Annotated in this window: 22 protein-coding genes and 1 tRNA gene; 17 read left to right on the top strand and 6 right to left on the bottom strand. The window is 56.3% G+C overall.

All coding sequences use genetic code 11. The features are described from left to right. Positions 1–8 precede the first annotated feature (8 nt). On the top strand, positions 9–1,835 hold the full coding sequence (locus tag AD949_RS07745) for a cation:proton antiporter (RefSeq protein ID WP_048836149.1): 1,827 nt from the start codon (positions 9–11) through the stop codon (positions 1,833–1,835). Positions 1,836–1,853: 18 nt separating this feature from the next. Here the strand turns inward: AD949_RS07745 and AD949_RS07740 are convergent, their stop codons facing one another. Next, positions 1,854–2,369, bottom strand: coding sequence for a L,D-transpeptidase family protein (locus AD949_RS07740; RefSeq protein WP_096430221.1), 516 nt, complete (start codon positions 2,367–2,369; stop codon positions 1,854–1,856). 149 nt (positions 2,370–2,518) lie between these two features. Here AD949_RS07740 and AD949_RS07735 point away from each other — a divergent pair, with 149 nt between their 5' ends. Continuing rightward, on the top strand, positions 2,519–3,238 hold the full coding sequence (locus tag AD949_RS07735; protein WP_048836148.1) for a response regulator transcription factor: 720 nt from the start codon (positions 2,519–2,521) through the stop codon (positions 3,236–3,238). An 88-nt stretch (positions 3,239–3,326) separates the two neighbouring features. Here the strand turns inward: AD949_RS07735 and AD949_RS07730 are convergent, their stop codons facing one another. From AD949_RS07730 to AD949_RS07715, 4 genes are all read right to left on the bottom strand, one after another. Beyond that, on the bottom strand, positions 3,327–3,935 hold the full coding sequence (locus AD949_RS07730; RefSeq protein WP_048836147.1) for a glutathione S-transferase N-terminal domain-containing protein: 609 nt from the start codon (positions 3,933–3,935) through the stop codon (positions 3,327–3,329). 265 nt (positions 3,936–4,200) lie between these two features. Next, positions 4,201–4,275 (bottom strand) — tRNA-Val (locus AD949_RS07725). A 56-nt stretch (positions 4,276–4,331) separates the two neighbouring features. After that, positions 4,332–6,155, bottom strand: coding sequence for an ABC-F family ATP-binding cassette domain-containing protein (locus tag AD949_RS07720; RefSeq protein ID WP_048836146.1), 1,824 nt, complete (start codon positions 6,153–6,155; stop codon positions 4,332–4,334). Between the two features lie 44 nt (positions 6,156–6,199). Then, positions 6,200–6,961, bottom strand: a complete 762-nt coding sequence (locus AD949_RS07715; RefSeq protein WP_048836145.1) for a response regulator — start codon at positions 6,959–6,961, stop codon at positions 6,200–6,202. Between the two features lie 149 nt (positions 6,962–7,110). Here AD949_RS07715 and AD949_RS07710 point away from each other — a divergent pair, with 149 nt between their 5' ends. From AD949_RS07710 to glpK, 12 genes are all read left to right on the top strand, one after another. After that, on the top strand, positions 7,111–7,608 hold the full coding sequence (locus tag AD949_RS07710; protein WP_048836193.1) for a sigma-70 family RNA polymerase sigma factor: 498 nt from the start codon (positions 7,111–7,113) through the stop codon (positions 7,606–7,608). Between the two features lie 95 nt (positions 7,609–7,703). Next, a complete protein-coding gene (locus tag AD949_RS07705) occupies positions 7,704–8,285 on the top strand; it encodes a sigma-70 family RNA polymerase sigma factor (protein ID WP_048836192.1) in 582 nt (193 codons plus the stop codon). 139 nt (positions 8,286–8,424) lie between these two features. Further along, a complete protein-coding gene (locus AD949_RS14105; protein WP_169795429.1) occupies positions 8,425–8,580 on the top strand; it encodes a NepR family anti-sigma factor in 156 nt (51 codons plus the stop codon). Then, entirely contained in the window at positions 8,558–10,357 is a 1,800-nt protein-coding gene (locus AD949_RS07700) for a sensor histidine kinase (protein ID WP_244463385.1), read from the top strand. The genes AD949_RS14105 and AD949_RS07700 overlap by 23 nt, the downstream gene beginning before the upstream one ends. 133 nt (positions 10,358–10,490) lie before the next feature. Beyond that, the gene (gene cydD / locus AD949_RS07695) at positions 10,491–12,212 is read left to right on the top strand and encodes a thiol reductant ABC exporter subunit CydD (RefSeq protein ID WP_048836143.1); all 1,722 of its coding nucleotides are present in this window, start codon (positions 10,491–10,493) and stop codon (positions 12,210–12,212) included. Between the two features lies 1 nt (position 12,213). Continuing rightward, complete coding sequence (gene cydC, locus AD949_RS07690) at positions 12,214–13,905, top strand: thiol reductant ABC exporter subunit CydC (protein WP_048836142.1); 1,692 nt, start codon at positions 12,214–12,216, stop codon at positions 13,903–13,905. 119 nt (positions 13,906–14,024) lie between these two features. Next, positions 14,025–14,402, top strand: coding sequence for an OmpA family protein (locus AD949_RS07685; RefSeq protein ID WP_048836141.1), 378 nt, complete (start codon positions 14,025–14,027; stop codon positions 14,400–14,402). A gap of 6 nt (positions 14,403–14,408) precedes the next feature. Then, the gene (gene recQ, locus AD949_RS07680) at positions 14,409–16,301 is read left to right on the top strand and encodes a DNA helicase RecQ (RefSeq protein ID WP_082064750.1); all 1,893 of its coding nucleotides are present in this window, start codon (positions 14,409–14,411) and stop codon (positions 16,299–16,301) included. Between the two features lies 1 nt (position 16,302). Beyond that, a complete protein-coding gene (locus tag AD949_RS07675; RefSeq protein ID WP_048836140.1) occupies positions 16,303–17,094 on the top strand; it encodes a DeoR/GlpR family DNA-binding transcription regulator in 792 nt (263 codons plus the stop codon). A 107-nt stretch (positions 17,095–17,201) separates the two neighbouring features. Continuing rightward, complete coding sequence (gene glpD, locus AD949_RS07670; RefSeq protein WP_048836139.1) at positions 17,202–18,722, top strand: glycerol-3-phosphate dehydrogenase; 1,521 nt, start codon at positions 17,202–17,204, stop codon at positions 18,720–18,722. Between the two features lie 52 nt (positions 18,723–18,774). After that, the gene (locus AD949_RS07665; protein ID WP_048836138.1) at positions 18,775–19,599 is read left to right on the top strand and encodes an MIP/aquaporin family protein; all 825 of its coding nucleotides are present in this window, start codon (positions 18,775–18,777) and stop codon (positions 19,597–19,599) included. Positions 19,600–19,626: 27 nt separating this feature from the next. Continuing rightward, entirely contained in the window at positions 19,627–21,126 is a 1,500-nt protein-coding gene (gene glpK / locus AD949_RS07660; RefSeq protein WP_048836137.1) for a glycerol kinase GlpK, read from the top strand. Positions 21,127–21,201: 75 nt separating this feature from the next. Here glpK and AD949_RS07655 read toward each other — a convergent pair whose 3' ends face one another. Further along, complete coding sequence (locus AD949_RS07655; protein WP_048836136.1) at positions 21,202–21,699, bottom strand: copper chaperone PCu(A)C; 498 nt, start codon at positions 21,697–21,699, stop codon at positions 21,202–21,204. Between the two features lie 152 nt (positions 21,700–21,851). On the opposite strand from AD949_RS07655, the gene nrdR reads away from it, so the two are divergent. From nrdR to thiL, 3 genes are read left to right on the top strand one after another with little or no spacing between them, the layout of a single operon-like run. After that, positions 21,852–22,352: a transcriptional regulator NrdR gene (gene nrdR, locus AD949_RS07650; protein ID WP_048836135.1), complete on the top strand. Its 501-nt coding sequence runs from the start codon at positions 21,852–21,854 to the stop codon at positions 22,350–22,352. A gap of 37 nt (positions 22,353–22,389) precedes the next feature. After that, positions 22,390–22,926 carry a transcription antitermination factor NusB gene (nusB, locus tag AD949_RS07645; RefSeq protein ID WP_048836134.1) on the top strand — a complete coding sequence of 179 codons (537 nt, stop codon included), beginning with the start codon at positions 22,390–22,392 and terminating at the stop codon, positions 22,924–22,926. Then, entirely contained in the window at positions 22,910–23,884 is a 975-nt protein-coding gene (gene thiL, locus AD949_RS07640; protein WP_048836133.1) for a thiamine-phosphate kinase, read from the top strand. Before nusB ends, thiL begins: the two co-directional genes overlap by 17 nt. Positions 23,885–23,899: the final 15 nt, after the last annotated feature.

The following is a 23,899-nucleotide window of genomic DNA, read 5'->3' as shown; positions in this document are numbered from 1 at the left end:
GGATACCCATGAGTAACAGCGTACTGATCTGCCTTTTTTGTGTTCTGGGTGGGAGCATGCTTGCCCAATGGACGGCATGGCGCTTCCGCCTTCCGGCCATTGTCCTGCTGTTCAGCCTTGGTCTGATTTACGGGCCTGTGCTGGAAATCATGCATCCATCTGTCATGATTGGCTCGGCCTTTCACCCGCTGGTGTCACTCGCAGTGGCCCTTATCGTGTTTGAAGGCGGGCTGGTTCTGGACTTCAGGCAGCTTAAGGAAGCCGGAGAAGGGGTGATACGACTTACGCTGGTCGCTCTTCCCATCAACCTGATGCTGGGCAGCATTGCAGCCCACTATATTGGCGGCATGGGGTGGGGACCGGCGTTTCTGTTCGGCTCCATTATTGTTGTAACAGGCCCGACAGTCGTGCTGCCGCTTCTCCGCCACGCCAAACTGCACCCCAAAGTTGCAGCCTTCCTGCGCTGGGAAGCCATTGTGAATGACCCGGTGGGGGCCATTCTGGCAACGCTCGTGCTGGAAGTGCTGCTCATGCGCCCCGGTGAAGGGTCGGGCACATTTTTCGGCTTCATTCTGCCCCACATGCTGGCCAGCGCCGGGTTAACCATCGCTCTGGGGATTGGTGCCGCCATGGGTGTCCGCTGGCTTCTGGTGCGAGACCTGATGCCGGAAGTCCTGAAAAGCTCAATCCTGATTACCATCGCCCTTGTTCTGTTCGCACTTGGTACGCTGACGATGGACGGGGCAGGGCTGATCGCCTCCACAACCTTTGGTATGGCGCTAGTTAACCTGCGCATTCCCGGCATGGCCGAAATCCAGAGAATGAAGGAATCTCTGGTTGTCATGATTGTCTCGGTTCTGTTCGTGCTGTTGACGGCGGACCTTCAGCGCAACGAGCTTTCCAACCTCTCATGGTCCATTGGCGCGCTGACGCTGGCGGTCCTGTTTTTGGTGCGGCCGTTGGGCATTTTTCTTGCCACCATGGGGTCTAGCCTGAGCTGGGCCGAGCGGATTTTTGTGGGTTGGATTGCCCCGCGCGGTATTGTGGCGGCGGCTGTGGCGGGCATTGCGGGGATGCGGTTGCAGGAGGCCGGTTATCCGGGGGCTGGGCTCGTCATGCCCGCAGTCTTTGCCGTCATTGCCTCAACTATGATCCTGCATGGGTTCAGCCTGCGTCCCCTTGGACGGAAGCTGAAACTCACGCTCTCGGACGAACCAGCTCTGGCCATTGTCGGCGCGAATGACTGGTCAACCGGGCTGGCGATTGCTGTTCATCAGGCCGGTGTGCCCGTCGTGCTGGTGGATAATTCCCGTCACGATCTTCGTAGGGCGGAAAGAGCAGGCGTTTCCGTGCTGAGAGCAGAAGTTCTTTCGGAAGAAGGCGCGGAAAGTCTGGAAGAACGGCCCGGAGACTACCTCATCGCGACAACGCCTGATGCCATCTATAATGGATTGGTATGCGCCCATCTTTCCCCACATTTTGGCAGGCAGCGTGTCTATCAGGTCAGCCCCGGCGTTGCACGGCTTGATCTGTATCGTGGGCTGAGCCGGGATGCGCGTGGCAAGGTTATGGGAGAACCTTCATGGAACTTCACGCTTCTGGATACGCTCGTTCGGGAAGGCTGGCAGTTTCAGTGTGTGAACGTGACGCCGGAAAATCAGGACTCCCTCTTGCATGAAAGCAGCAATCTTCTGGCCTTCCTTGTGCTCCAGAAGGGTGTTTCCATGACGATTGTTTCAGCGGAAGATGAGGCGCTTTCTCGACCGGAAGGGGGGCAATGCGTTATCGCTCTTGTCCCACCCGTGCAAGATGAGTTGGAAGAGCGCGCGCCGTAACGTCTGCCCGCTTGATCTTTAACCCGGAGCGTGGACCTGCACAGCATCCGCTCCGGCAGACAGAACGGCCCGTAAATCTGATTCGCTCAGGGCGAGGCAGCCTTCTGTCGGCGTGCGATCCGGCCGCTGGAGATGCATAAAAATAGCGGAGCCTCGGCCCGGAACGATGGGGCTATCGTTATATCCCATCACGACTATGAGATTATAAACATTGTCCTCACGCCATAACTGTTCGTGCCGTGCTGGGTGTGGAAGCTTTATAAATCGATTGTAATCAGAGTTATGCTGGTCATCACACCAGCCATCATTACGGCTAAGGGGCTCAACAGGAAGTATTGTTTGCGGTTTCTCTATCCGATCTGCCCGGTAATACACTTTCCTGAGTGGGAAAATACCAATCGGTGTCGCATGGTCCCCTTCGTGCTTTTGCGCAGTCAGACCATTCCGCCCGATGACGGCACTCATGACTTTGTGTCCGCAATGCAGTTGTGCGTCAGACCCGCTGTATGAGGGAGACAAGAGGTGTATCATCATGGTTAAAGAGTGCCTGTTCGCGGATTTTTTATAAAGGTCGCATTTCACACGCACACTAGAGGTTTGAGCGGAAACGTGACAAGTTTATGAGAAGACGGACAGACGAGACAGCCTGACCGGAAGGCTGATACTAAGGAGATGAAAACCCAATGACGGGTGCACGTCCAATATTGGTTGTTGATGACGACCGGATACTTCGCCAGACCCTTGTCGAGCAATTGCAGCTTGAAGGGGAGTTTACTGTTCAGGAAGCCTCTTCTCTTGCAGAAGCACGGGAAAAACTGAAAGCTCCTGACTGCCGGTTTGATGCACTTTTGCTGGATGTCAGCCTGCCCGACGGTGATGGACGTGATTTCTGCGCCGAATTGCGCAAAGACGGTCTGCGGATGCCCATCATCATGCTGACAGGGTCTGATGATGAAGCAGACATTGTGCGTGGGTTAGATGCCGGTGCGAATGACTACGTCGCCAAACCCTTCCGGATTGCAGAACTGCTGGCCCGCCTGCGTGCCCAGATGCGCCTGTTTGAAAATAGTGAGGATGCGGTCTTCAGCGTTGGGCCATACACCTTCCGCCCCTCAGCCAAGCTGCTTCAGGAACCGCTGAAAAACCGTCGGATCCGTCTGACGGAAAAAGAAACGGCCATTCTGAAGTTTCTGTACCGCGCAGGCACGCGCCCTGTGCCGCGTCAGGTACTGCTGAATGAAGTCTGGGGTTACAATGCTGCGGTAACCACGCATACGCTGGAAACCCACATCTACCGTCTGCGGCAGAAGATAGAGCCCGATCCGGCTAATGCCTCACTGCTGATTACGGAAGGGGGGGGCTACCGCCTCAACCCGGAAGTGGCGGCTGTTCCGGCACATTAAAGTCTTTGCCCTTTAAAACTAAAAATACGGATCAGGCACTCAAACCTGATCCGTATTTTTTTGCCTGACCTGAATATCCTTTCGGTTATCAGATCAACCCTTCGGCCTTCATTGCTTTTTGCGCAGAGGGACGAGCAAAAACCGCCTCGTGCAAAGCGCGCGCTTTCTGATAAGCGGAAAGATCGACTTTAAGTGGGCCAGCCCAGTTCAGGATAACCGCCATCAGTGCGTCAGCCTGCGTGAAACCCGCTGGCAGGAGGTAGCCGTTTGCGCTGCGTGTGAGCTGCTCTTCCACCTGAGAAAGACGCCGGGTAATAAGACCCTGCAATTTCTCACGCGTCACATCTGCAATATTCGGTGCGAAAAGTGCGCCAATGGCGCTGTGTACATCCTCACAGAATCCTAGAGCTTCAAGAAGGCGGAAAAACTCCAGAGTATCTGACGTGGGATGAAACGCGGCATTTTCTGACTGCTGACCAATATAGGTCAGGACCGATACGTTTTGCGTCAGAACAACGCTTGGAGAAATCTCAAGTGCTGGAACGGCGCCGCGCGGATTGATCGTGAGAAAATCTTTATGGTCTGCCGTTTTCTTTTCTTTGAGATCGACACGCATAATTTCATACGGCAGACCCGTTTCGTTCAGCATGATATGTGCTGCAAGCGAACAGGCACCCGGCGCGTAATAGAGCTTCATGGTGATACTCCTCATGGCTACAGTGTTCAAAAGCAGGGCAGTCAGACGGACCGTTGCTGCTTTTGAAAAGCGTTGCATAAACGAGGGAGCGTGAGAAGAAGCGAGTTTGTAGTGAGCAATTCCATAGCGACCACTTAAAAGTGGTACGGATCTGGCACGAATTTCTATGCGCCAAGATGACTTCATAGACATCAAAACGGATCGATATAACTTTTTGGAAACAACCGGAAACCACGTAAAGCCCGCAGAAAACTGCGTTTTATCGTGGTGGGTGCGACAGGGATTGAACCTGTGACCCCCGCCGTGTGAAGGCGATGCTCTACCGCTGAGCTACGCACCCGGTTTGTGGGGATCCTATTAGCTTAGGGGGCAGGGCTTGGCAAGGCATGAAAGGTATTAATTTTCGCCTGCTGTCAGACTTTCACGCTTCATCTCCAACTCCAGCCATTTTTCTTCAGATTCAGTGAGTTTCCCCTCAATCTTCTCAAGATCGGTACTGTATTTCTGGAAGAGTTTAGGGTCTCGGCTATAGAGTCCTGAATCGGCAAGTTTAGCGCGCAGAGCCTCGGCCTCTCGCTCAAGCTTTTCCATTTCCTTGGGCAGGTTATCGAGCGCGAACTGATCTTTGTAGCTCAGCTTTTTGGTGGGTGCGCGGACTGTGCATGGTGTGGCGCTAGATGGTGTCACAGACCTCACCACGGGCTTTTCAGCGGCGATAGTCGCTTCCAGTCCGCCGTTTTTCTGGGCCAGCATATCGCTGTATCCACCCGCGTAGTCAGTCCAAATCCCGTCACCATCCGTTGTCAGAACAGATGACGCCACCCGGTCCAGAAAATCACGATCATGGCTTACCAGCAGGACTGTACCCTCATAACCGGCCAGCATTTCCTGAAGCAGATCAAGAGTTTCCAGATCGAGATCGTTCGTGGGTTCATCCAGCACAAGCAGGTTGGAAGGTTGTGCTAGCGCACAGGCCAACATCAGGCGGCCTCGCTCCCCACCAGAGAGAACGCCAACAGGTGTCCGTGCCTGTTCCGGTTTAAAGAGAAAATCTTTCATGTACCCGATAACATGCCGCTTTTCCGTGCCGACCTGCACCATGTCACCACCGCCGCCTGTGAGCGTATCGGCCAAGGATTTATTGGGGTCCAGCGTCCGACGTTGCTGATCCAACGTCACCATGGAGAGAGACGGCCCAAGCGTTATCGTGCCGCTGTCCGGCTGATCCTGACCAACCAGCATGCGCAAAAGGGTTGTCTTGCCAGCGCCGTTGGCACCTACAATTGCCAGCCTGTCTCCGCGTAGAACGCGTAGGTCCAGATTGCGGACAATACAGCGTTCCCCCCATGATTTGCTGATATTTTCAGCAACAGCCACCAGACGGCTGGATGTTGAAGCACTTTGGGCGGCAAGCGTTACCGTGCCCTGTACGCGCACCGCGTCACGCTTGGCGGCTCGCAACGCCGCCAGTTCACTCACACGGCGTACATTTCGTTTGCGACGGGCCGTAACCCCGTAGCGCATCCAGTCTTCTTCCCGCGCAATCTGTCGGTCCAGTTTGTGAGCGTCACGCTCTTCCTGTTCCAAAACCTCTTCGCGCCACTCTTCAAACCGGCTGAAGCCCTGATCAAGACGGCGGGTCATGCCACGGTCCAGCCAGACAACGGACCGGGAGAGTGTGGAAAGCAGCCGTCGATCATGGCTGATGATAACCATGGCGCAATTCAAGCTGAGAAGTTCGCGCTCCAGCCACTCAATGGTCGGCATGTCCAGATGGTTGGTCGGCTCATCCAGCAACAGGATATCAGGGGCGGAAGCCAGTGCTCCGGCAATCGCGCAGCGTCGGGCCTCTCCGCCGGAGACTGTCGCTGGGTTTTCCTTGCCAGTGAGCCCCAACGCATCAAGCATGGCGGCGGCGCGCCATTCGGACGCTGGGTCCGTAATGTGTGCCAGCACGTAGTCTGCGGTCGTCGCATACCCGGATAAGTCAGGTTCCTGCGGCAGATAGCGCAGACTTGCACCGGGTTGCAGGAACAACGTGCCTGCGTCTGGCTGAATAACGCCAGCCGCTATTTTCAGGAGTGTGGATTTGCCGGAGCCATTGCGGCCGACCAGACAGAGTCTCTCACCCGCTGAAACAGAAAAACCTGCTTTATCAAGCAGAGGATTTCCGCCAAGCGTGAGAGTAATGTCCTGAAGGAGGAGGAGAGGGGGAGCCATTCCCTGTTTCTGTGGCAGAGTGTGCGCGGACGCAAGAGGCTATATTACGTTACAGGTCCGGTTGAGTGGGCCAGCGCCCAATTACTGACAGCCTGATAGGTCGCAACAGCAAGCGTCAGCGGTTCAAACGGCTTGGTAATCACAAAGCTGGGTTCGGAGGTCTCACCCGTTAATAGCCGTTCGGGATAGGCTGTCACGTAGATCACTGGGGCCGCGTGGCTTTTGGTAATTTCAGCTACCGCCCGTATGCCGTCTCCTCCAGCGCCTAGATTGATATCTGCCAGAATGAGGCCGGGCCGCGTTTCCCGTGCAAGGCGGATCGCATCTGCCTGCGTATGCGCGATGCCGATAACCTTGTGACCACACTGCAACACGAGGTCTTCAATATCCATGGCGATAATCGGCTCGTCCTCAATAATCAGGACGGATGTCTGAATACCGGTTTTGAGATAGGAATGGGCCGTCTCAAGATCTTTGGCTGCGTCTTTATCTGAAAGTCCGACAATCTTGGCGGCGACTTCAAGAGAAACTTCTTCAAGCGTTGTCAGTAACAGAAGCTGACGCTGGACGATGGATAGGCCATGCTCAGGCCCGTCATTCTCCGGCTGCGAGGCGAAATGTCTGGAAATTGCCTGATAAAGCCTGCAAAGAGAGGGAAGGTCATCTGACGGGCGGCTTGTGGTTAGCGTCCGTAGACTTTCCGCAACAAGAAGGTCTCCCTCCGACTGGCTCCCTGTCAGCGCGCGGGCATAACGCCTGCCGTAGGGTAACGCCTGAATTAAAGCGCTGCGCAGCGACTCTGGCATGACAAGGCTCCTTAGCGTGGAGTAGGGCTTAGACTAAGCACGACCGTAACAATGATATGTGTCATTGTTTGCAGAAAAGGGGAAGTGTTCTGATTCGAGACCGACAACATTCTGACAATGTTGCCACGACATCGTTCTCTCGGACAGAGCTGTTAACGCTCCTTCCGTCGTTGCGCGCATTTTCCCGCTTTCTATCCCGAGATGCCGCGCTGGCGGATGATCTGGTTCAGGAAACCGTCATGCGCGCACTGAGCAAGGCGGAACAATTTGAGGCGGGAACAAACCTCAAGGCGTGGCTTTTTTGCATTCTGCGAAATTTTTTTCTCGAACAGACGCGGCGGCGCAACCGCGAGCAGGAAGTTTTAAGCGATTACGCTGCAAGCCCTGACCGGGTGACGCACAGCGGCCCTGTGACGCAGGAGCGTGCGGCTATTCGGGAACTGGATCATTTTTTGTGGCGCCTCTCTCCCCTATTGCGCGAAGCGCTGGTCCTGATTGGCGCACAGGAAATGACTTATGAAGATGCCGCTTTGGTCTGCGGCGTTACGGTCGGCACGATGAAAACTCGCGTCTCGCGCGCCCGGGCGCATCTTCAGGCTTTGCTGGAAGGGACAGAGGGCGGTCTGGAGCCATCAGCGGAGCCATAACGCGCTTCCAAAAAAAATTTCAAAAAAAGATGTAACCTTTTTCCGCCGCTATTCATTCACCTAGTAAGACAACGCAAATGGCGGAGAAAAAGATCATGACAAACTCATTCCACGATCAGGTTATCGGCATTCTCCCGAAACTGCGCGTTCAGGCTCTCGCTCTCACGCGCAACCGTGCAGCGGCGGAAGATCTGGTGCAGGACGCCGTTTGCAACGCGCTGGCAGCGCAAAACAGCTTTGCGCCGGGAACGAATTTTGCGGCATGGATGCATCGTATCCTCCGTAACCGCTTTATCTCTGATCTGCGCAAAAAGCGCGACACGACTGATATTGACGATATGCCTGCGTCCTTTTTGGCAATAAACGCGCCGCATGAAGATCGTATTGTCCTGAAAGATCTGGATGCAGCGCTTGCACGCCTGCCAGACGACCAGCGGGAAGCTCTTGTGCTGGGTGTGCTGGAAGGAATGAGCTATCAGGAACTTGCTGATATTGCAGGGTGTGCTGTTGGTACCGCCAAAAGCCGTGTCTTCCGTGCGAGACGACAGCTTGAAGCTTGGATGACAGGGGAAGAGCATGTTGGAGATGAACGACTTAAGACGCAGACCTCCGCACTTCGCCGCAAGCTCAGCCAGAAAAACCGTCAGAATGGCCTAAACACGTCTATAGGTGTTTGACGGAAGGACTCTGTGGGCACTCGCCCACTGAAAAAGCGGAAGAGACGAAGCGGTTTGGGCATGTCAGATGATGAGTTACGCGGACGATGTGACCTTTCCATCAGGCCGGGTGCGGCAGTGGTGCCAGATGGGCAACATCATGGATAAGAAGCCACAAGAAAGACCAGAGACAACGTCTGATCAAGCGTTTGATCTCTGGTTGAAACGCGGGCTGCATCAGCTTTTTGATGACGTGGCGAACGAGCCAATTCCAGAAGAGTTGCTGAGGCTCATTGAAGAAGATCGCGGAGAATAATCCTGATCAGCACGGGAGAGGCGGGCGGCGTTGGTATTCGGCGCGCCATATTTTTCTCTCTCTGCTCTCTGGATGGGGGCATATTTTTGCAACCACCAGCGCACGGATGCGGGTGCTGATCTGCCTTTCCGGGATTCCCGTTCTGGCAGTCAGCACTATTCTGGCCCTCCATAATTATAATGAACTCATGGTTGGCAGTGCCCAGCGTGCTGCCATCGCTATTGCGCGGCTGGACCTCCAGTTCCGTCACGATACCGACCGCTTACGCAGTGCGCTTGAAACCATTGGCGGCATGGGGTTAACCCCCGAGCAAATTGGTCATGCCTTACGTCTAGCTGAGACCATGAGCGGGCAGCGCTATTGTTTTCTGGGCGTTCTGGATAGTGATGGACAGGTTATCCAGACCATAACGCCACCCGGCAGCAGTTGTCACAATATCGGCGCGACTGAACCTGCACCGTCTTTTCAGGGTATTTTGCTGGAAGCCGTGCAGGACGAGGGAAATCCTGAGTCCAAAGGGTCTTTCTTGCGCGTCACAGTTCCTGCCATTTTTCTCTCGATTCCAGAAACGCGTGGCTATCTGGTAGGTATCCTGCAACTTTCCAGAAAAGCCGCCTTTCTGGCTAACAGCGCAGGCTGGCAGGCGTTTTCAGATGAGAGTAACCCGCTACAAGCGTGGCTCATCAACCAAGATGGAACATTGTCCTCTGTCTGTACAGATTGCCGCTGGACGCCACCAGCTGCGGCCGTCGTGCAGCAATTGCAGCAGAAGCTTAATGTCAGTGAAGGTTCAGTGGTTTCGATGCCAACCTCTGAAGGCGGCTATGCTTTAGGGGCGATTGCTGGAGGAGCGGATATTCTGGTGGCGACACAAAGAACGCCGCGTGAGGCTGATGCGCTGCACACGATGGTTCTGGAAATTTCTGTTCTGATGGTTCTTCTGGTGGCGGGACTTGTTGGCGTCACACTGGCCGCAAATATTGTTCTAGTCTGGCCGATACGGCGTCTGACCTATTCTGTACAGAAATGGCAGATGGAGGGCGTGTTTGATGCCCGAATCACCCGGTCCATGCCGCTGGAACTGCAACGGCTTGGACAAGCGTTCACGCGTGCCACACGCCGATTAAGCCGACATGAAGCGCGCCTGAACAAGGCCATGGCGCATCAGGAACTCCTGATGCGTGAAATCCACCATCGGGTAAAAAACAATCTTCAGATTGTCGCGTCCCTACTGAATTTGCAGGCTAGCCGTATCTCACACCCGGAAGTCCGTGCGGAGTTTGCGCTGGCGCGCGATAGGGTTCGCGCGCTCGCAACCCTGCACAGAACGCTTTATGCGGAAGACCGGCTGGATAGCCTGGATATGGCCAATTTTCTGCGGGAATTGTGCGAGCAAACGCTGCATGTCGCGGGAGAGGGGGAAACCGGGCGGATCACGCTCAAGATTGAATCGGACGATTTCCGAATGAACCCGGATCAGGCGGTGCCTCTGGCGCTGATCATGACGGAAATTGTCACCAACTCCATTAAATATGCCTTCCCATATGGACAGCGCGGCACCATTTCTGTTGAACTTCGTCTAGTTGATAACATCGTGACCCTGACAATCGCGGATGACGGAATCGGGTGCAGTTTTGATGACGATACGCCGGGAGAGCGGCACGGAATTGGCCGCAAGCTGATTAGGGGGTTTGCACGGCAACTTAATGCCCAGCTCTTTCGGAGCGGGGATAATGGAACGGTTTATAGATTCATATTTTCGTTGATCAGCGAGTGAAAAATCCGTCATCATGATGCAGCAGAAAAGTCGGGCTGATACGGTCCATCATGGGCGCTATGCTCTGCCCGCAGTAGGGAGTGGCGTCCTTAAGTGTTTGCGTCCTTCGCTGTCCGGTATAAATGCCTAACCTATGAGTGGTGACAAAGTAGCGATACGTGGCTGGACGCGGACGCAGTCGCGTCTGGGGCGCAAGGCAGCGCGGCCAGTTGTAGTTTCCGGGTTGCTGTCCAGCCTCTTGGGCGTTGGGCAGGCTTGGTGCGTGGCAACTGTGCTGGGGCAAGCCCTTGTTGGGCTTGTCGCAGGGGGAGGCGGACACACGCTTGCCTTGCGGCCTGTCTTGATTTTCGCGGGGTTAGCACTCCTTCGTGCCTTAATTATGGCATTGAGCGATACCGCCTCGGCCAAAGCTGGCATTAACGCCCGGCGCAGGCTCCGTGGGGAAGTGCTGGCTTCAATCCTCACTGGCGGTCCAGCTTTGCTGCGCAAGACTCATAGTGGAGAACTGGCCACCATCGCTGTGGACCGGGTAGAAGCACTGGACGGCTTTTTCGCCCGGTGGGTGCCTGCCTCCTCGCTATGGATTGCCGCACCCCTCCTGATTTTGGTGCCCGTTGGTTTCATACAGCCCAAAGCCGCGTTGGTGCTCGGTCTGTGCGGCGCAACGGTGCCGTTTGGTCAGGCTCTGTTTGGTATTGGAGCAGCCGTTGCCTCCCGCAACCAGTTTCTAGCCATGACACGCCTTCAGGCCCGCTTTCTAGATCGCGTCAGGGGCATTGCCACCATCGTGCTGGCAGGCCGTGCGGACGATGAAACGCAGCGGCTCGGTGAGGCTGCTGAAGAACTCCGCAAACGCACGATGAAAATTCTGCGTGTTGCATTTCTCTCTTCTGCATCCATTGATTGCGCGATGGTCGTCGCACTGGTGCTGATTGCCATTATGGATGGAAAGCAGGCCATGGCCCTTCTTTCCGACGGCGCATCTCCGGCACTCGCCTATACGCTGACCAGCGGCCTGTTTGTGCTGCTTGTTATTCCGGAATTTTTCGCACCTCTGCGTTCGCTGGCGCTGGCTTATCAGGACCGCGCTCATGCGCAGGGGGCAGCAACGGCCATTCTGGACCTGCCCGAGGCTCAACCGCGTTCTTCTCCAGAAGGCGCACGCACGGTGAATGCCTCCGGCGTCATGATTTCTCTGGAAGATGTCTGTTTTACGTGGGACCCAGCCCGTGGACAGGCTCTTGACCATGTCAGCTTTACCGTTCCGGCAGGCGAGACACTTATTCTCGCCGGTCCTTCTGGTTCGGGCAAATCAACCATCATGGAACTCCTTCTTGGCTTTATTCAGCCAGACAGCGGGAGTGTGCGCCTCAACGGAGCGCCGCTGGACACCATCGTGCCTGACTCGCTGTCGCGTATGATTTCATGGATCGGTCAGAAGCCAGTCCTGTTTGCGGGCACGTTGAGAGACAATATCCTCTTTGCCCGTCAGGACGCAGATGAAGCAGACCTGATGGCCGCCGTTAAAGCGGCAGCTGTAGACCAGTTTTTGCCGTCTCTACCGGACGGTCTGGAGACACGGATTGGGGAAGGTGGCTTTGGTCTTTCTGGTGGGCAGGCTCAGCGTATTGCCATTGCCCGGGCCTATCTGAAAAACGCCCCCATCCTGCTGCTGGATGAGCCAACAGCACATTTGGACCCGGCAACCGAAAAAAGTGTTTTTGAAAGCCTGCAACGTCTTGCACTGCGTCGGACGGTTGTTCTCGCCACCCATTCCGCTGCCGTGCATATGTTCAATGGTCGGCGGGTGGACCTCCATATGGGGCGCGTTGTGACACGGCAGGGGGCCGCGTGAGATGAAAACGTCACACCAAGAAGACCATACTCGCGCCTTAACTGATTGTCAGGCTGTTCTGCGCATTCTCCGTCTGTGGCAGCGGCAGGCTCCTCGGCTGATTATTGGTGTCATGCTGGCGCTGATTGCCCTGTGCCTCGGGCTGGTGCTGATGCAGGCGTCTGGCCTGCGGTTGGCCAGCAGCGTGCTGGGCGAGGTGGTGATTACCACAGCTCTGCTCCGCTGGCTTGGCATCGGGCGCGTTGTTCTGCGTTATGCAGAGCGCCTGTTCGCGCATGACGCCATGTTCCGTGCGCTGGCTGATCTGCGCGTCTGGTTTTTCCATTCATTGGCAGAGGGAGCCGCTGCCGGGCTCGGCTTTCGTCGGGCTGGGGATATGCTCTCACGCCTTGTGTCCGATATCGGGACGCTAGATGGGCTGTATCTGCGCATTCTGCTGCCTTTTGCCTGTGCCTGCCTGACCTTGCCTGTTCTTGTTGTTCAGCTTGGGCAGCAGAGTGTGCTGCTGGGCACACTTGTGGGCGTGCTGTTTGCCTGCTCGGCGTTTGTAGTGCCCTACCTTATTGCCCGGTCCAGTCGGGCAGAAGGCGAGCGTCTGGCAAAAAATCTGGCTGCCCTGCGTATAGGTGTGCTGGATCTGGTCGGCGGGCTGCGTGAAATCCGCGCCTTTGGGGCAGAAGGGCGTATTCTGGCCCATGTTCAGGCGGATGACGCGGCATTGCTTGCAGGCCAGATGAAACTGGCGCGCCGGGCTGCTTACGCCAACGCCTCTGCGTTCCTATGCGGGCAGGCTGCCATTTTTCTGGTTCTGCTTGCCGCTGCTGGTGCATTTTCTCTCCATCTGTCTGCTCTGGCAGCCGTGGGCACCCTATTTCTGACAGTCGCGGCTTTTGAAAGCGCAGGCGCGCTGACACGGGCAGGTCTTCAGGCCGGTGTGATGGGAGCTGCGGCACGGCGTGTGGTTGAAGTTGCTGGACATGCACCAACTGCCTCACACAATAAGGCGCTGATAGAGGCTCCAGCAGATACGCATATTCATCTGGAAGGCGTGACGTTTCGGTGGGCTCCAGACCGCCCTCTGGTGTTTGACGGTCTCACTCTTGATATTCCGGCGGGCTCACGCGTTGCGATCCTCGGTCCCTCTGGTGTTGGCAAATCAAGCCTTGCGGCTCTCCTGCTCAAGGCCGCCACGCCGGAAGCAGGGACCATCACGCTTGGCGGGAAAGATATTGCCGACATCCGAGCAGAGTCTCTGAGGCAACGCATGGCGTGGCTCTCTCAGGCCACGCATCTGTTTGATGACAGCATCCGCGCCAATCTGCTTCTCGGCCGTCCTGACGCTACGGAAGAGGATTTGTGGAAGGCATTGGAAGACGCTGCTGTTGCTGACGTGGTGCGGACATTGCCCGATGGTCTGGATACGTGGCTGGGTGAGGGGGGGATTAAACTCTCTGGCGGGCAGGGGCGGCGCATCGCGCTGGCGCGAACTCTGCTGACGCAGGCTCCTATCCTGATTCTGGATGAACCAGCGACTGGACTGGATGCCCAGACAGAGCAGGACTTCCTGCGCACGCTTAATACGGTGACAGAAGGCCGCACTGTTATTCTGATTGCGCATCGCCTGACAGGAGTGGAAACATTGGACCGGATATGGCGTCTCTCAGGTGGAGTGGCCGCTGCCGCCGCTGCCTGAAGAGCACAGTGCCCTCCCTCTCTAACGTGACCCGAGAAAAGAGTTGGCTTCCAGAAAATTTTACAGGCAGATTTACAACATTACTTAAAGCTTTTTTATCCTCATTGGAGATCCTCCCCATGCGTCGCCTTCTGCCTCTCCTTGGCCTTTCTGTCCTTGCGGCCTGTGCCTCTCAGCCAGCGCGTAAGTATGTTGTCTTCTTTTCCAACCAGTCCGTGGAACTGACTGACACTGCCCGGCTTGTCATTGCGGAAGCCGCAAAAAAAGCAGAAAAACATCCCGGCAGCATAGTGCAGGTTGAAGGCTACGCCGCAGCCGGGGGTGATCTTTCTGCCGATGCTCTGATCGCTATCCAGCGCGCCAAGCTGGTGGCGCAAACTCTGCATGATGATGGCGTGTCTGGGGACCGTATCCGCCAGACGCCGCGCGCGCCCACAAGTGGTGAAGGCATGACAGTTGGTGCGCGCCGTGTGGAAATCGAACTGGTTAATCCCTGATTTTCCATGAGTGAAGCACAAAGCGACACGAGACTTCCGGCCTGCGCTCCGGGGAGCGAGACCGGTGGGCGTGATCGGTTTGTGAACACCAGCCCGAAAGACGTTCTGCACGCGGTTTTCGGGTTTCCAGATTTTCGGAGCCTGCAAGGGCAGGCGGTTGAGTGCGTCATGCAAGGGCGCGATGCTCTTGTCCTGATGCCAACGGGTGGTGGGAAAAGCATCTGCTATCAGGTGCCTGCCCTGTGCAGACCCGGTATGGGGCTTGTCATTTCCCCGTTGATTGCCCTGATGGATGATCAGGTCGCGGGGTTGCGTCAGGTCGGCATCAATGCAGCGGCTCTTCATTCTGAACTGGAAGGGGATGAAGCCGCAAAAATCCGGGCAGACTTGGCGGCTGGGCGTGTTGACCTGCTCTATGTCTCACCGGAACGCCTGTTATCGCCCGGCACACTGGAACAGCTTAAACGGCAACCCATTTCCGTCATCGCGATAGATGAGGCGCATTGCATCTCGGCGTGGGGGCATGAATTCCGGCCGGAATATCGGGCGCTGGCGTCTCTGCCCAAACATTTTCCGCAGGTCCCGCGTGTCGCGTTGACAGCCACGGCGGATGAGCGGACGCGCGAAGATATTCTCGCAGCACTGGATATGCCGGACGCTGAGGTTCTGGTCTCCAGCTTTCACCGGTCTAACCTCAATATTGCCGCGCTGCCCAAGGCTTCAGAAATGGGACAGCTTACCTCTATTCTGGAACGACACAGAGATGAAGCCTGTATCGTCTATTGTGGCAGCCGCGCGCGTACAGAGCGCATTGCCACCGCATTACGGGATAAAGGCTGGACAGCACTGGCTTTCCACGCGGGACTTTCCCCAATTGAAAAACGCGCGGCCCTGATGCGTTTTCGCTCGGGTGAACCGATTGTCATCGTCGCCACGGTTGCTTTCGGAATGGGGATAGATCGCCCGGACGTGCGGGCCGTTGTCCATCTGGATATGCCCGGCTCTCCAGAAGCCTATTATCAACAGATCGGGCGGGCAGGGCGTGATGGCCTGCCGTCTGAAACCGTACTGCTTTACGGCGGCGAAGACATGGCTCGAGCACGTTACTGGCTGGATCAGTCAAGTGCCCCAGACAGCGAGAAGCGTATTATGCGCAGCCGTTTGGAGGCCATGATCGCGCTGACTGAAACAACAGGGTGTCGTACCCGGGCCTTGCTGCACTGTTTTGGGGAAACGCTGGACGGCGCGTGCGGCCATTGTGATAATTGCCGTTACCCCGTTGTGACATTTGATGGCACGGACGCCGCCAGAAAGTTTCTCTCCACTGTGTATCGCACTGGCCAGAGATTTGGCGCGCTGCATATTATTGCAGTTTTGCGTGGGAAACTGACGGACGCAGTTGAGAGAAATCATCACGATACACTCTCTGTCTGGGGCATTGGTAAGGACAAAAGCGAGCCATTCTGGCGGGGTGTTGGGCGGCAACTTATTGCGCGCGGCGCTTTGCGGAGCGAGGGGCAGTATAGCGGGCTTGCGCTTAACCAAGATGTCGCGCGGCCAATTCTGCGCGGGGAAGAAGCTGTCAGCTTACGGGCCGATGCGACGCAGGAGCTTGAAAAAGCTGCCACCGGACGAACGCGGTCTTCTGAAGCCTTGGCGGATCTCCCAGAAGAAAAGCAGGCCTTGTTCGCCGCTCTGCGGAGTTGGCGGCTGGAGGAAGCGCGGGAGCAGGAAATCCCGCCTTATGTTATTTTTCATGACTCTGCCCTGCGAGACATTGCGATGGAGATGCCCACAACGCTCGCAGAACTTGGCGAGGTAAAGGGCGTTGGTCGTTCCAAGCTGGAACGGTATGGCGAGGCTGTCTTGGCTGTTTTGAGCGCCACACAGAAAGGATAACATGGCTTCCGTTGAGGAAAGACGCGCCCATATCCTGCATTGCGTGCAGCAGCAGGGCTATGTGGCGAACGAGGATCTGGCCAAGGTTCTCCATGTTACCGTGCAGACGGTTCGGCGTGACGTGAACAGTCTTGCCGCCGAGGGACTGCTCGCGCGGCACCATGGGGGAGCCAGTGCGCTCTCTTTTGCGGAAAATATCGCCTATTCAGACCGGCAGATTCTAAATCTCTCGCAAAAAGACGCCATTGGTGAAAAAGCCGCAGCGGCCATCCCCGATGGCGCATCCCTTTTTATCAATATTGGCACGACAACTGAGGCGTTCGCCCGCTCCCTGCGGATGCATCGGGCTCTGAGGGTCATTACCAACAATATCCATGTCGCAACCCTGCTGACTCCCGCACCCGACTGTAGCCTTGTAATTGCCGGTGGCACAGTCAGATTGCGGGACGGCGGCATTGTCGGTCCGGCCGCCGCTGCCATGATTGAACAATATCGCGCTGATTTCGGCGTGATCGGCATCAGCGGTATTGATGAAGACGGAACGCTGCTGGATTTTGATGTTGATGAGATTATGGCGGCACAGGCCATCATCCGGAACTCCCGGACAGTCTTTTTGCTGGCTGACCATACCAAATTCAGGCGTAGGCCCATGGCGCGTGTGGGGCATATTTCCGAAGTCAGCGCATTCTACACAGATCAGCCGCCGCCTGCGGGTATCCGGAGCATTTTAAAAGAGGCGGGAGTTGGTCTCCATATCGCAAACGAACATCCGTTTTCGGAAAAGAAAACCTAAACACGGGGATGAGGTGCGGGTCAGCCACATTAAAGCCATTGTTTTTGGTTTACTTTTTCGGATACGAATAAGGCCCGTGTTCCTTTTTGGTGTAACTGGAAGAAAAAATGTCAGAGTCTGCTCCTTCTCCTGCACAACCTTATGATCTTCTGATTGTCGGTGGCGGTGTTAACGGCGCAGGCATCGCGCGCGATGCCGTGGGGCGTGGCGCGTCTGTTCTGCTTGTCGAGCAGGATGATCTGGCAAGCTACACGTCTTCCGCCAGCACCAAACTGATTCATGGTGGGCTACGCTATCTGGAATATTATGAATTCCGTCTGGTGCGTGAGGCGCTGACAGAGCGTGAGCGGCTGCTGGCCATGGCGCCGCACATTATGTGGCCGATGCGTTTTGTGCTGCCGCACTCAAAGCTTGTGCGTCCGGCATGGATGCTCCGGGCTGGTCTGTTCCTGTATGATCATCTGGCGTCCAACATGACGCTGCCCAAATCCCGTAGCGTTGACTTCCGCACACATTCGTCTGGTCGGCCGCTCAAGCCAGACTATACAAAAGGCTTCGTGTATTCCGATGGTTGGGTGCAGGACAGCCGCCTTGTTGTTCTCAACGCGATTGACGCTGCGGAACGCGGTGCTGAAATCCGCACCCGTACACGCCTGATTAAAGCGGGCCGCGTGAATGGTCTGTGGGAGGCGGTTCTGGAGGATCGCACAACGGGCAAGACCAGCACCATCAAAGCCCGCGCGCTGGTGAATGCTGCTGGGCCATGGGTTGCCAGGCTGCTCTCCGAAACGCTGCGCATCCCTAATTCCAAATCCGTGCGACTGGTCAAGGGCAGCCATATTATTGTCCCGCGCGTGTTTGAAGGGCCGCAGGCTTATATCTTCCAGAATCCTGATAAACGCATTGTGTTCGCCATTCCGTATGAGCAGAACTATACGCTGATCGGCACCACCGATATTCCATGGAAAGAAGCGCCCGGCACCGTTGGCATTGCGCCGGATGAAGTGACGTATCTGTGTGAGAGCGTGAATCGTTATTTCCAGACGCAGGTTCGGGAGAGTGATGTTGTCTGGAGTTATGCGGGCCTGCGACCGCTCTATGATGATGCCTCCGCCAACGCCTCTGCCGTGACCCGTGATTATGTGCTGGACCTTGACACCACGGATGGCGCGCCCCTGCTGTCTATTTTTGGCGGCAAGATTACAACATACCGCAAGCTGGCCGAGCATGCGCTTGAAAAGCTGGCTCCCGTTCTGCCAGCCGTGGCTGGCGCAAGCTGGACGGCAAGTGAAGTTCTGCCGGGCGGTGACATCGGCGCGGGCGGTTTTGACGGTGCGCTGGCGCGCCTGCGTCGCGCTGCGCCGTGGCTTTCAGAGCAGCTTGCGTGGCGCTTGATGCGCAACTACGGAAGCCGGGCTTACGAGATTATCGGCGAGGCGAACTCCATACAGGATATGGGTGAGCTTCTGGGTGGGGATCTGACCACACGCGAAGTCGATTACCTTATTGCTAAAGAATGGGCGCGCGCACCAGAAGATGTCTTGTGGCGCCGCAGCAAACTTGGCCTGCATCTGAAAGAGACTGAAAAGAAGGCTGTTGCCGAATACGTCAAGAAGAAGGTAGCGTAATTTTTTAACTGCCAGCCAACTCTTTCCAAATAAAAAACAAAAAGAGGAAAGTATGACAATTACCCAACGCGCCTTCATTGGCGAACTGATCGCTGAGTGCATCGCGGTCTTTATTATTATTGTTTTTGGGGATTCCGTAGCGGCGATGTATTCGCTCTATGACCCCAGTCCCTACAAGATGGCCTATTGGGGCGTATGTATTGTCTGGGGACTGGGCGTGACGGTTGCCATTTACGTCACAGGCGCCGTCTCCGGCACCCATGCCAACCCCGCAGTCACATTGGCTCTGGCCTGTTACCGGGGTTTTTCTTGGAAAAAGGTGGTCCCTTACTGGGTGGCGCAGGTTGTCGGCGGCTTTCTGGGTGCTGCGATTGTTTACGTGCTCTTCTCCCCCGTCATTGCGCATTATGCTGCCGTTAACCACTTGGATTGGCGGCACGACGGGGCTGCTGCTGGCGTTTTCTTCACCCATCCGGGTGACTTTGTGACCCCGATGCATGCCTTTGTTGACGAGGTGATTCTGACAGCCATGCTGCTGCTCGGGATTTTCGCGATCACATGCGAATATAACACGCAGGCACCTCAGGCCAATTCAAGCGCTCTGATTATCGGCCTTCTGGTCGCAACGATTGGGGCTTCCGCCGGTTATCTGGAAGCGTGGGCCCTCAACCCCGCGCGTGATTTCGGGCCGCGTCTGTTCTGTTACCTCGCCGGGTGGGGTGAAGCAGCGCTTCCTTCTCCCGGAAATTACTGGTGGGTGCCGATTGCCGGGCCGCTTGTGGGCGGTCTTGTGGGAGCCGGATTCTATCAGGGGGTTGTAAAACCCTTCATGCCAGCAATCGTCCGGGCACGGCAGCCTGACATTGCTCAAGATTAAGTGCTCCAGCAATAAGGATACCGTGCGATGAGCAAGCAAGATTACGTATTGGCGATTGATCAGGGCACAACATCTACCCGTAGCATTGTGTTTGATAAAAACGCTCATGAAATTTCAAGCGCTCGTCAGGAGTTCGCCCAGCACTATCCTAAAGCGGGCTGGGTAGAGCATTGCCCGGAAGATATCTGGAACGACGCGAAGGCCACCGCAACCGCCGCGCTGGAAAAAGCAGGTGGCACAAGCCGCATTGCTGGCATTGGTATTACAAACCAGCGCGAAACCATTGTGGTGTGGGACCGCGCAACCGGCAAACCCATCCATCGCGCCATTGTCTGGCAGGATCGCCGCACGGCGTCCGTCTGCCAGAAACTGCGCGAAGAAGGTGCTGAAGCCCTCGTGCGTGAACGCACCGGGCTGCTGCTTGACCCGTATTTTTCCGCCACAAAACTGGCATGGCTGCTGGATAACGTGCCGGAAGCACGGGCTAGAGCCGAAAAGGGCGAACTAGCGTTTGGCACCATTGATTCCTTCCTGCTCTGGCGGCTGACCGGCGGCAAGGTTCATGCAACGGATATTACGAACGCTTCCCGGACACTGCTGTTTGATATCCATAAGCAGAAATGGGATGAGGACCTGCTGCGCCTGTTCCGTGTCCCTGCGGCTCTCCTGCCAGAGGTCAAGGATAACAGCACCATTTTTGGGGAGACCGATCCGTCTCTCTTCGGACGCGCTATCCCGATTGCTGGCATGGCGGGGGATCAGCAGGCGGCCGTGGTTGGTCAGGCGTGTTTTTCTCAGGGAATGGCTAAAGCAACTTATGGGACCGGCTGCTTTGTGCTGCTGAATACTGGCGAAAAGCCCGTTACGTCTAAAAACCGGATGCTGACGACCATTGCCTATCGTATCAACGGCAAAACGTCTTACGCGCTGGAAGGCTCGATCTTCGTCGCTGGTGCGGCCATCAAATGGCTGCGGGATGGATTGCACCTGATCACCCATGCTTCTCAGACGGATGATATGGCGACCCGTATTCCACATAGCCATGGCGTTTATATGGTGCCGGGGTTTGTGGGGCTTGGCGCGCCGCATTGGGACCCGGATGCACGCGGCCTGATCTGCGGTCTGACACTGGATGCAACGGCGGCCCATATCGCCCGCGCGGCGTTGGAGTCTGTTGCGTATCAGACTCTGGATCTGGTGACCGCCATGACGCAGGACGGGGCAGGGACTACTGAAGCGTTGCGCGTTGATGGTGGCATGGCGGCCAATGACTGGTTCTGCCAGTTTCTGGCGGACATGTTGCAGGTCAATGTTGAGCGCCCGCGTAATATTGAAACAACGGCTCTTGGTGCTGGCTTCCTTGCCGGACTATCAACGGGTGTTTGGGACAATGAAAAAACACTGGCCTCTGAATGGGCCCGTGGTGCGCTGTTCAAACCCTCTATGGCAAATGAGCAGAGGAAAACGATGATTGCGGGCTGGCATCAGGCCGTCAAACGGACATTGACGAACCCTAGTTCAGTTTAACCCTCTCAGAGATTGTCTGCTTTCCCGCTTTTGAGAAGACCTCAAAAGCGGGAGAAAAAAAGTGATGCGCTTTCTTCAAGGGGCTGCCTGAGCCGGGTCCAGTTTCACCGTCATATTTTTGGTTGAGCCGCCTAGAAATGTGAAGGTGAAGGACACGTCCTGTCCCGGCTGGACAGAATTATCCATATCAAGACAGCGCAGATGGTAGCCACCATACGGGAACACCAACGTTGTATGCGCGGGCAGAGACAGGTGGGTAAACAGGGTAAGCGTGCCCGACGTGCTTTCCTGATCAGAATGGTGGCCGACTAACGTGCGGCACGCGGGAGACCGAACATCGGTTATGAGGTGCGCATTTGCGCCATCATTCCTGATGGTAAAATAAACACCTGCCATGTGGTTTTCACGTCCGATAACTTGCATACTGGTATCGGTAATGGTGATATCTTTCTGGGCATCATTCTGGCCGGGCAAGGCATTTCCGGGGTCCCGATCTTCCGCCATAGCAGGGGCGGTGAGAGTCAGGGTCGCCAGAACGGCCGTCACATACCCGGTACGAAAACGAATTTTCATCGTAACTCCAGTTTTTTATAGCCCATGGCCGGTATAGACTGGCGGGCCAGACAACTTTATTGCGGCCATTATACCGCACGATCACGCCAGAACGCCAAGCGTGAAAAAATGCTGGTTGCGTTTCTGCCAGAGTGAGAAAGGCTCACGTTACGATGCGTTGCCCTTTTTGTGGGAACCCGGATAGTCAGGTCAAGGACAGTCGCCCTAATGAGGAAGGCTCTGCCATTCGGCGGCGGAGAGCCTGCCTGTCCTGCGGCCAGCGTTTTACAACGGTTGAGCGCGTGCAGTTGCGTGATCTGATTGTCGTGAAAGCCGATGGACGCCGTGCGCCGTTTGAGCGGGAAAAAATTACTCGTTCCATTCGCATTGCGCTGCGTAAGCGCCCGGTGTCGGAAAGCAGAATCGAGCAGATTGTAACAGGCCTTGTGCGGCAGCTTGAAGCCACCGGAGAGACGGAAGTCCCGTCCGCGCGGATTGGCGAACTGGCCATGGACGGCCTGCGCGAGGTTGATACCGTGGGATATGTCCGCTTTGCCAGCGTTTACAGAGATTTCACGGAAGCACGGGATTTTTCAGAAATTCTGACGTCAATGGACTCATCAGAGGCTGATATGCAGGAAAAGACTGGACCTCGTGGCATAAAGAAGCCATGAAACCCCGCTCCCTCATACGGGCAGGCAGGAGATAGGGATGACAGAGCTGCAGGATCACTCAGAACTCAAAGGCGCGCAACGACCACGCACAGCCGCGCGCGTTGCAGCCATTCAGGCTCTTTTTCAGATTGAGCAGAATGAAGACCGCTCGGAGAGCGTTATCCAGCAGTTTCTGGTGCATCGTTTTGGCACCACGCTCGATAATGCGTCTTATGAAGAAGGGTATATCCCCGAGGCCGACACGCAGCTTTTCTGCGCTATTGTCCGGCAGGGTGTCGCCGAACGTGGCGCTATTCTGGAACAACTGACGCGGACCCTGCCCGAAACATGGCCAGTCGCGCGTCTGGACCCTGTTCTTCGCGCCCTGTTTCAGGCGGCTCTCGGTGAAGTCTTTGAAGCCAATGTGCCAGCACCTGTGCTGATTAACGAATATATGGACATCGCACACGGCTTCTTCTCGGGGGATGAGCCCAAGCTGGTTAATGGGGTGCTCGACACCATCATGAAAAGGCTGGCAAACGCCCCGGCAGAAGAGTCCGCAGAAAAAGACGAAAAAGGTGACAGCACTGACTGACCTGCCGCAGGAATTCAGCTTCATCCATCGGCATTTTGCCAAATTGGCAGGCCCGGCTGCTCTGGGCCTGAAGGATGATGCGGCTGTTTTTACGCCTCCGGCAGGCAGAGAACTGGTGATTGCTGCCGATGCCATGGTGGAAAATGTTCATTTTCTGCCGAATGACCCGCCGGAAACCATCGGGCGCAAGCTGCTCCGCTGTAATCTGTCCGATCTAGCCGCCATGGGCGCCACCCCGGAAGGGTGGCTGCTCACACTGGCCCGTCCTCCCGGGCTGGACGATAGCTGGTTTGCGGCCTTCTGTAGCGGCCTGAATGCCGACCAGACGCGTTTTGGCCTGAGCCTGCTGGGAGGGGACACAACCTCCACGCGCGGGCCTCTGGTCCTTTCCCTTACCATCCTTGGCTCAGTACCGTGCGGACAGGCCATCCAGCGCAAAGGCGCACAGGCTGGCGACGGCCTGTGGGTGACGGGAACAATTGGGGACGGGGCGCTCGGCCTGCGGGTGCTGCAAGGGCAGTTGAAGGATCCGTCAGGGTATCTGGCTAGCCGCTACAGGCTCCCACAGCCTCGTGTCGGCCTTCCGCTCTACGGTCTGGCTTCTGCCGCTATGGATGTCTCTGACGGCCTCCTGCAGGACGCTGGGCATCTTGCGCGGGAGAGCGGGCTAGACGTGACTATTACCGCGGCAACAGTGCCTCTTTCCGAAGCGGCCACGGCCTGCGGCCCACATTGGCGTGAGATCTGCCTCACAGGGGGCGATGATTATGAAATCCTGTTCGCCGTGCCCCCTAGCCACGAGGCTGACCTCCAACAGGCAGGAGCACTAGAGACCCCTCATGGCCGGGTGGCGGTAACCCGCATCGGTCAGTTTCATGAAGGGAACGGGGAGGTAAGAGCTCTTGGTCATGACGGTTGCCCACTGTTTTTTGCAAAGGGCGGCTGGAGCCATCTGTGACAGATAGCGCTAACT

The sequence above is a fragment of the Acetobacter orleanensis genome, assembly GCF_001581005.1.
Lineage (GTDB): Bacteria > Pseudomonadota > Alphaproteobacteria > Acetobacterales > Acetobacteraceae > Acetobacter > Acetobacter orleanensis.
Note: the sequence above shows the minus strand (reverse complement) of the source record. Positions and strands in the feature narration are given on the sequence as shown.

What these genes read in the sequence shown, in the direction of transcription:
- AD949_RS07745 (WP_048836149.1), top strand. Translation starts at nt 9, where the DNA reads ATGAGTAACAGCGTACTGATCTGCCTTTTTTGTGTTCTGGGTGGGAGC.
- AD949_RS07740 (WP_096430221.1), bottom strand. Translation starts at nt 2,369, where the DNA reads ATGATGATACACCTCTTGTCTCCCTCATACAGCGGGTCTGACGCACAA.
- AD949_RS07735 (WP_048836148.1), top strand. Translation starts at nt 2,519, where the DNA reads ATGACGGGTGCACGTCCAATATTGGTTGTTGATGACGACCGGATACTT.
- AD949_RS07730 (WP_048836147.1), bottom strand. Translation starts at nt 3,935, where the DNA reads ATGAAGCTCTATTACGCGCCGGGTGCCTGTTCGCTTGCAGCACATATC.
- AD949_RS07720 (WP_048836146.1), bottom strand. Translation starts at nt 6,155, where the DNA reads ATGGCTCCCCCTCTCCTCCTCCTTCAGGACATTACTCTCACGCTTGGC.
- AD949_RS07715 (WP_048836145.1), bottom strand. Translation starts at nt 6,961, where the DNA reads ATGCCAGAGTCGCTGCGCAGCGCTTTAATTCAGGCGTTACCCTACGGC.
- AD949_RS07705 (WP_048836192.1), top strand. Translation starts at nt 7,704, where the DNA reads ATGACAAACTCATTCCACGATCAGGTTATCGGCATTCTCCCGAAACTG.
- AD949_RS14105 (WP_169795429.1), top strand. Translation starts at nt 8,425, where the DNA reads ATGGATAAGAAGCCACAAGAAAGACCAGAGACAACGTCTGATCAAGCG.
- cydD (WP_048836143.1), top strand. Translation starts at nt 10,491, where the DNA reads ATGAGTGGTGACAAAGTAGCGATACGTGGCTGGACGCGGACGCAGTCG.
- cydC (WP_048836142.1), top strand. Translation starts at nt 12,214, where the DNA reads ATGAAAACGTCACACCAAGAAGACCATACTCGCGCCTTAACTGATTGT.
- AD949_RS07685 (WP_048836141.1), top strand. Translation starts at nt 14,025, where the DNA reads ATGCGTCGCCTTCTGCCTCTCCTTGGCCTTTCTGTCCTTGCGGCCTGT.
- recQ (WP_082064750.1), top strand. Translation starts at nt 14,409, where the DNA reads ATGAGTGAAGCACAAAGCGACACGAGACTTCCGGCCTGCGCTCCGGGG.
- AD949_RS07675 (WP_048836140.1), top strand. Translation starts at nt 16,303, where the DNA reads ATGGCTTCCGTTGAGGAAAGACGCGCCCATATCCTGCATTGCGTGCAG.
- glpD (WP_048836139.1), top strand. Translation starts at nt 17,202, where the DNA reads ATGTCAGAGTCTGCTCCTTCTCCTGCACAACCTTATGATCTTCTGATT.
- AD949_RS07665 (WP_048836138.1), top strand. Translation starts at nt 18,775, where the DNA reads ATGACAATTACCCAACGCGCCTTCATTGGCGAACTGATCGCTGAGTGC.
- glpK (WP_048836137.1), top strand. Translation starts at nt 19,627, where the DNA reads ATGAGCAAGCAAGATTACGTATTGGCGATTGATCAGGGCACAACATCT.
- AD949_RS07655 (WP_048836136.1), bottom strand. Translation starts at nt 21,699, where the DNA reads ATGAAAATTCGTTTTCGTACCGGGTATGTGACGGCCGTTCTGGCGACC.
- nrdR (WP_048836135.1), top strand. Translation starts at nt 21,852, where the DNA reads ATGCGTTGCCCTTTTTGTGGGAACCCGGATAGTCAGGTCAAGGACAGT.
- nusB (WP_048836134.1), top strand. Translation starts at nt 22,390, where the DNA reads ATGACAGAGCTGCAGGATCACTCAGAACTCAAAGGCGCGCAACGACCA.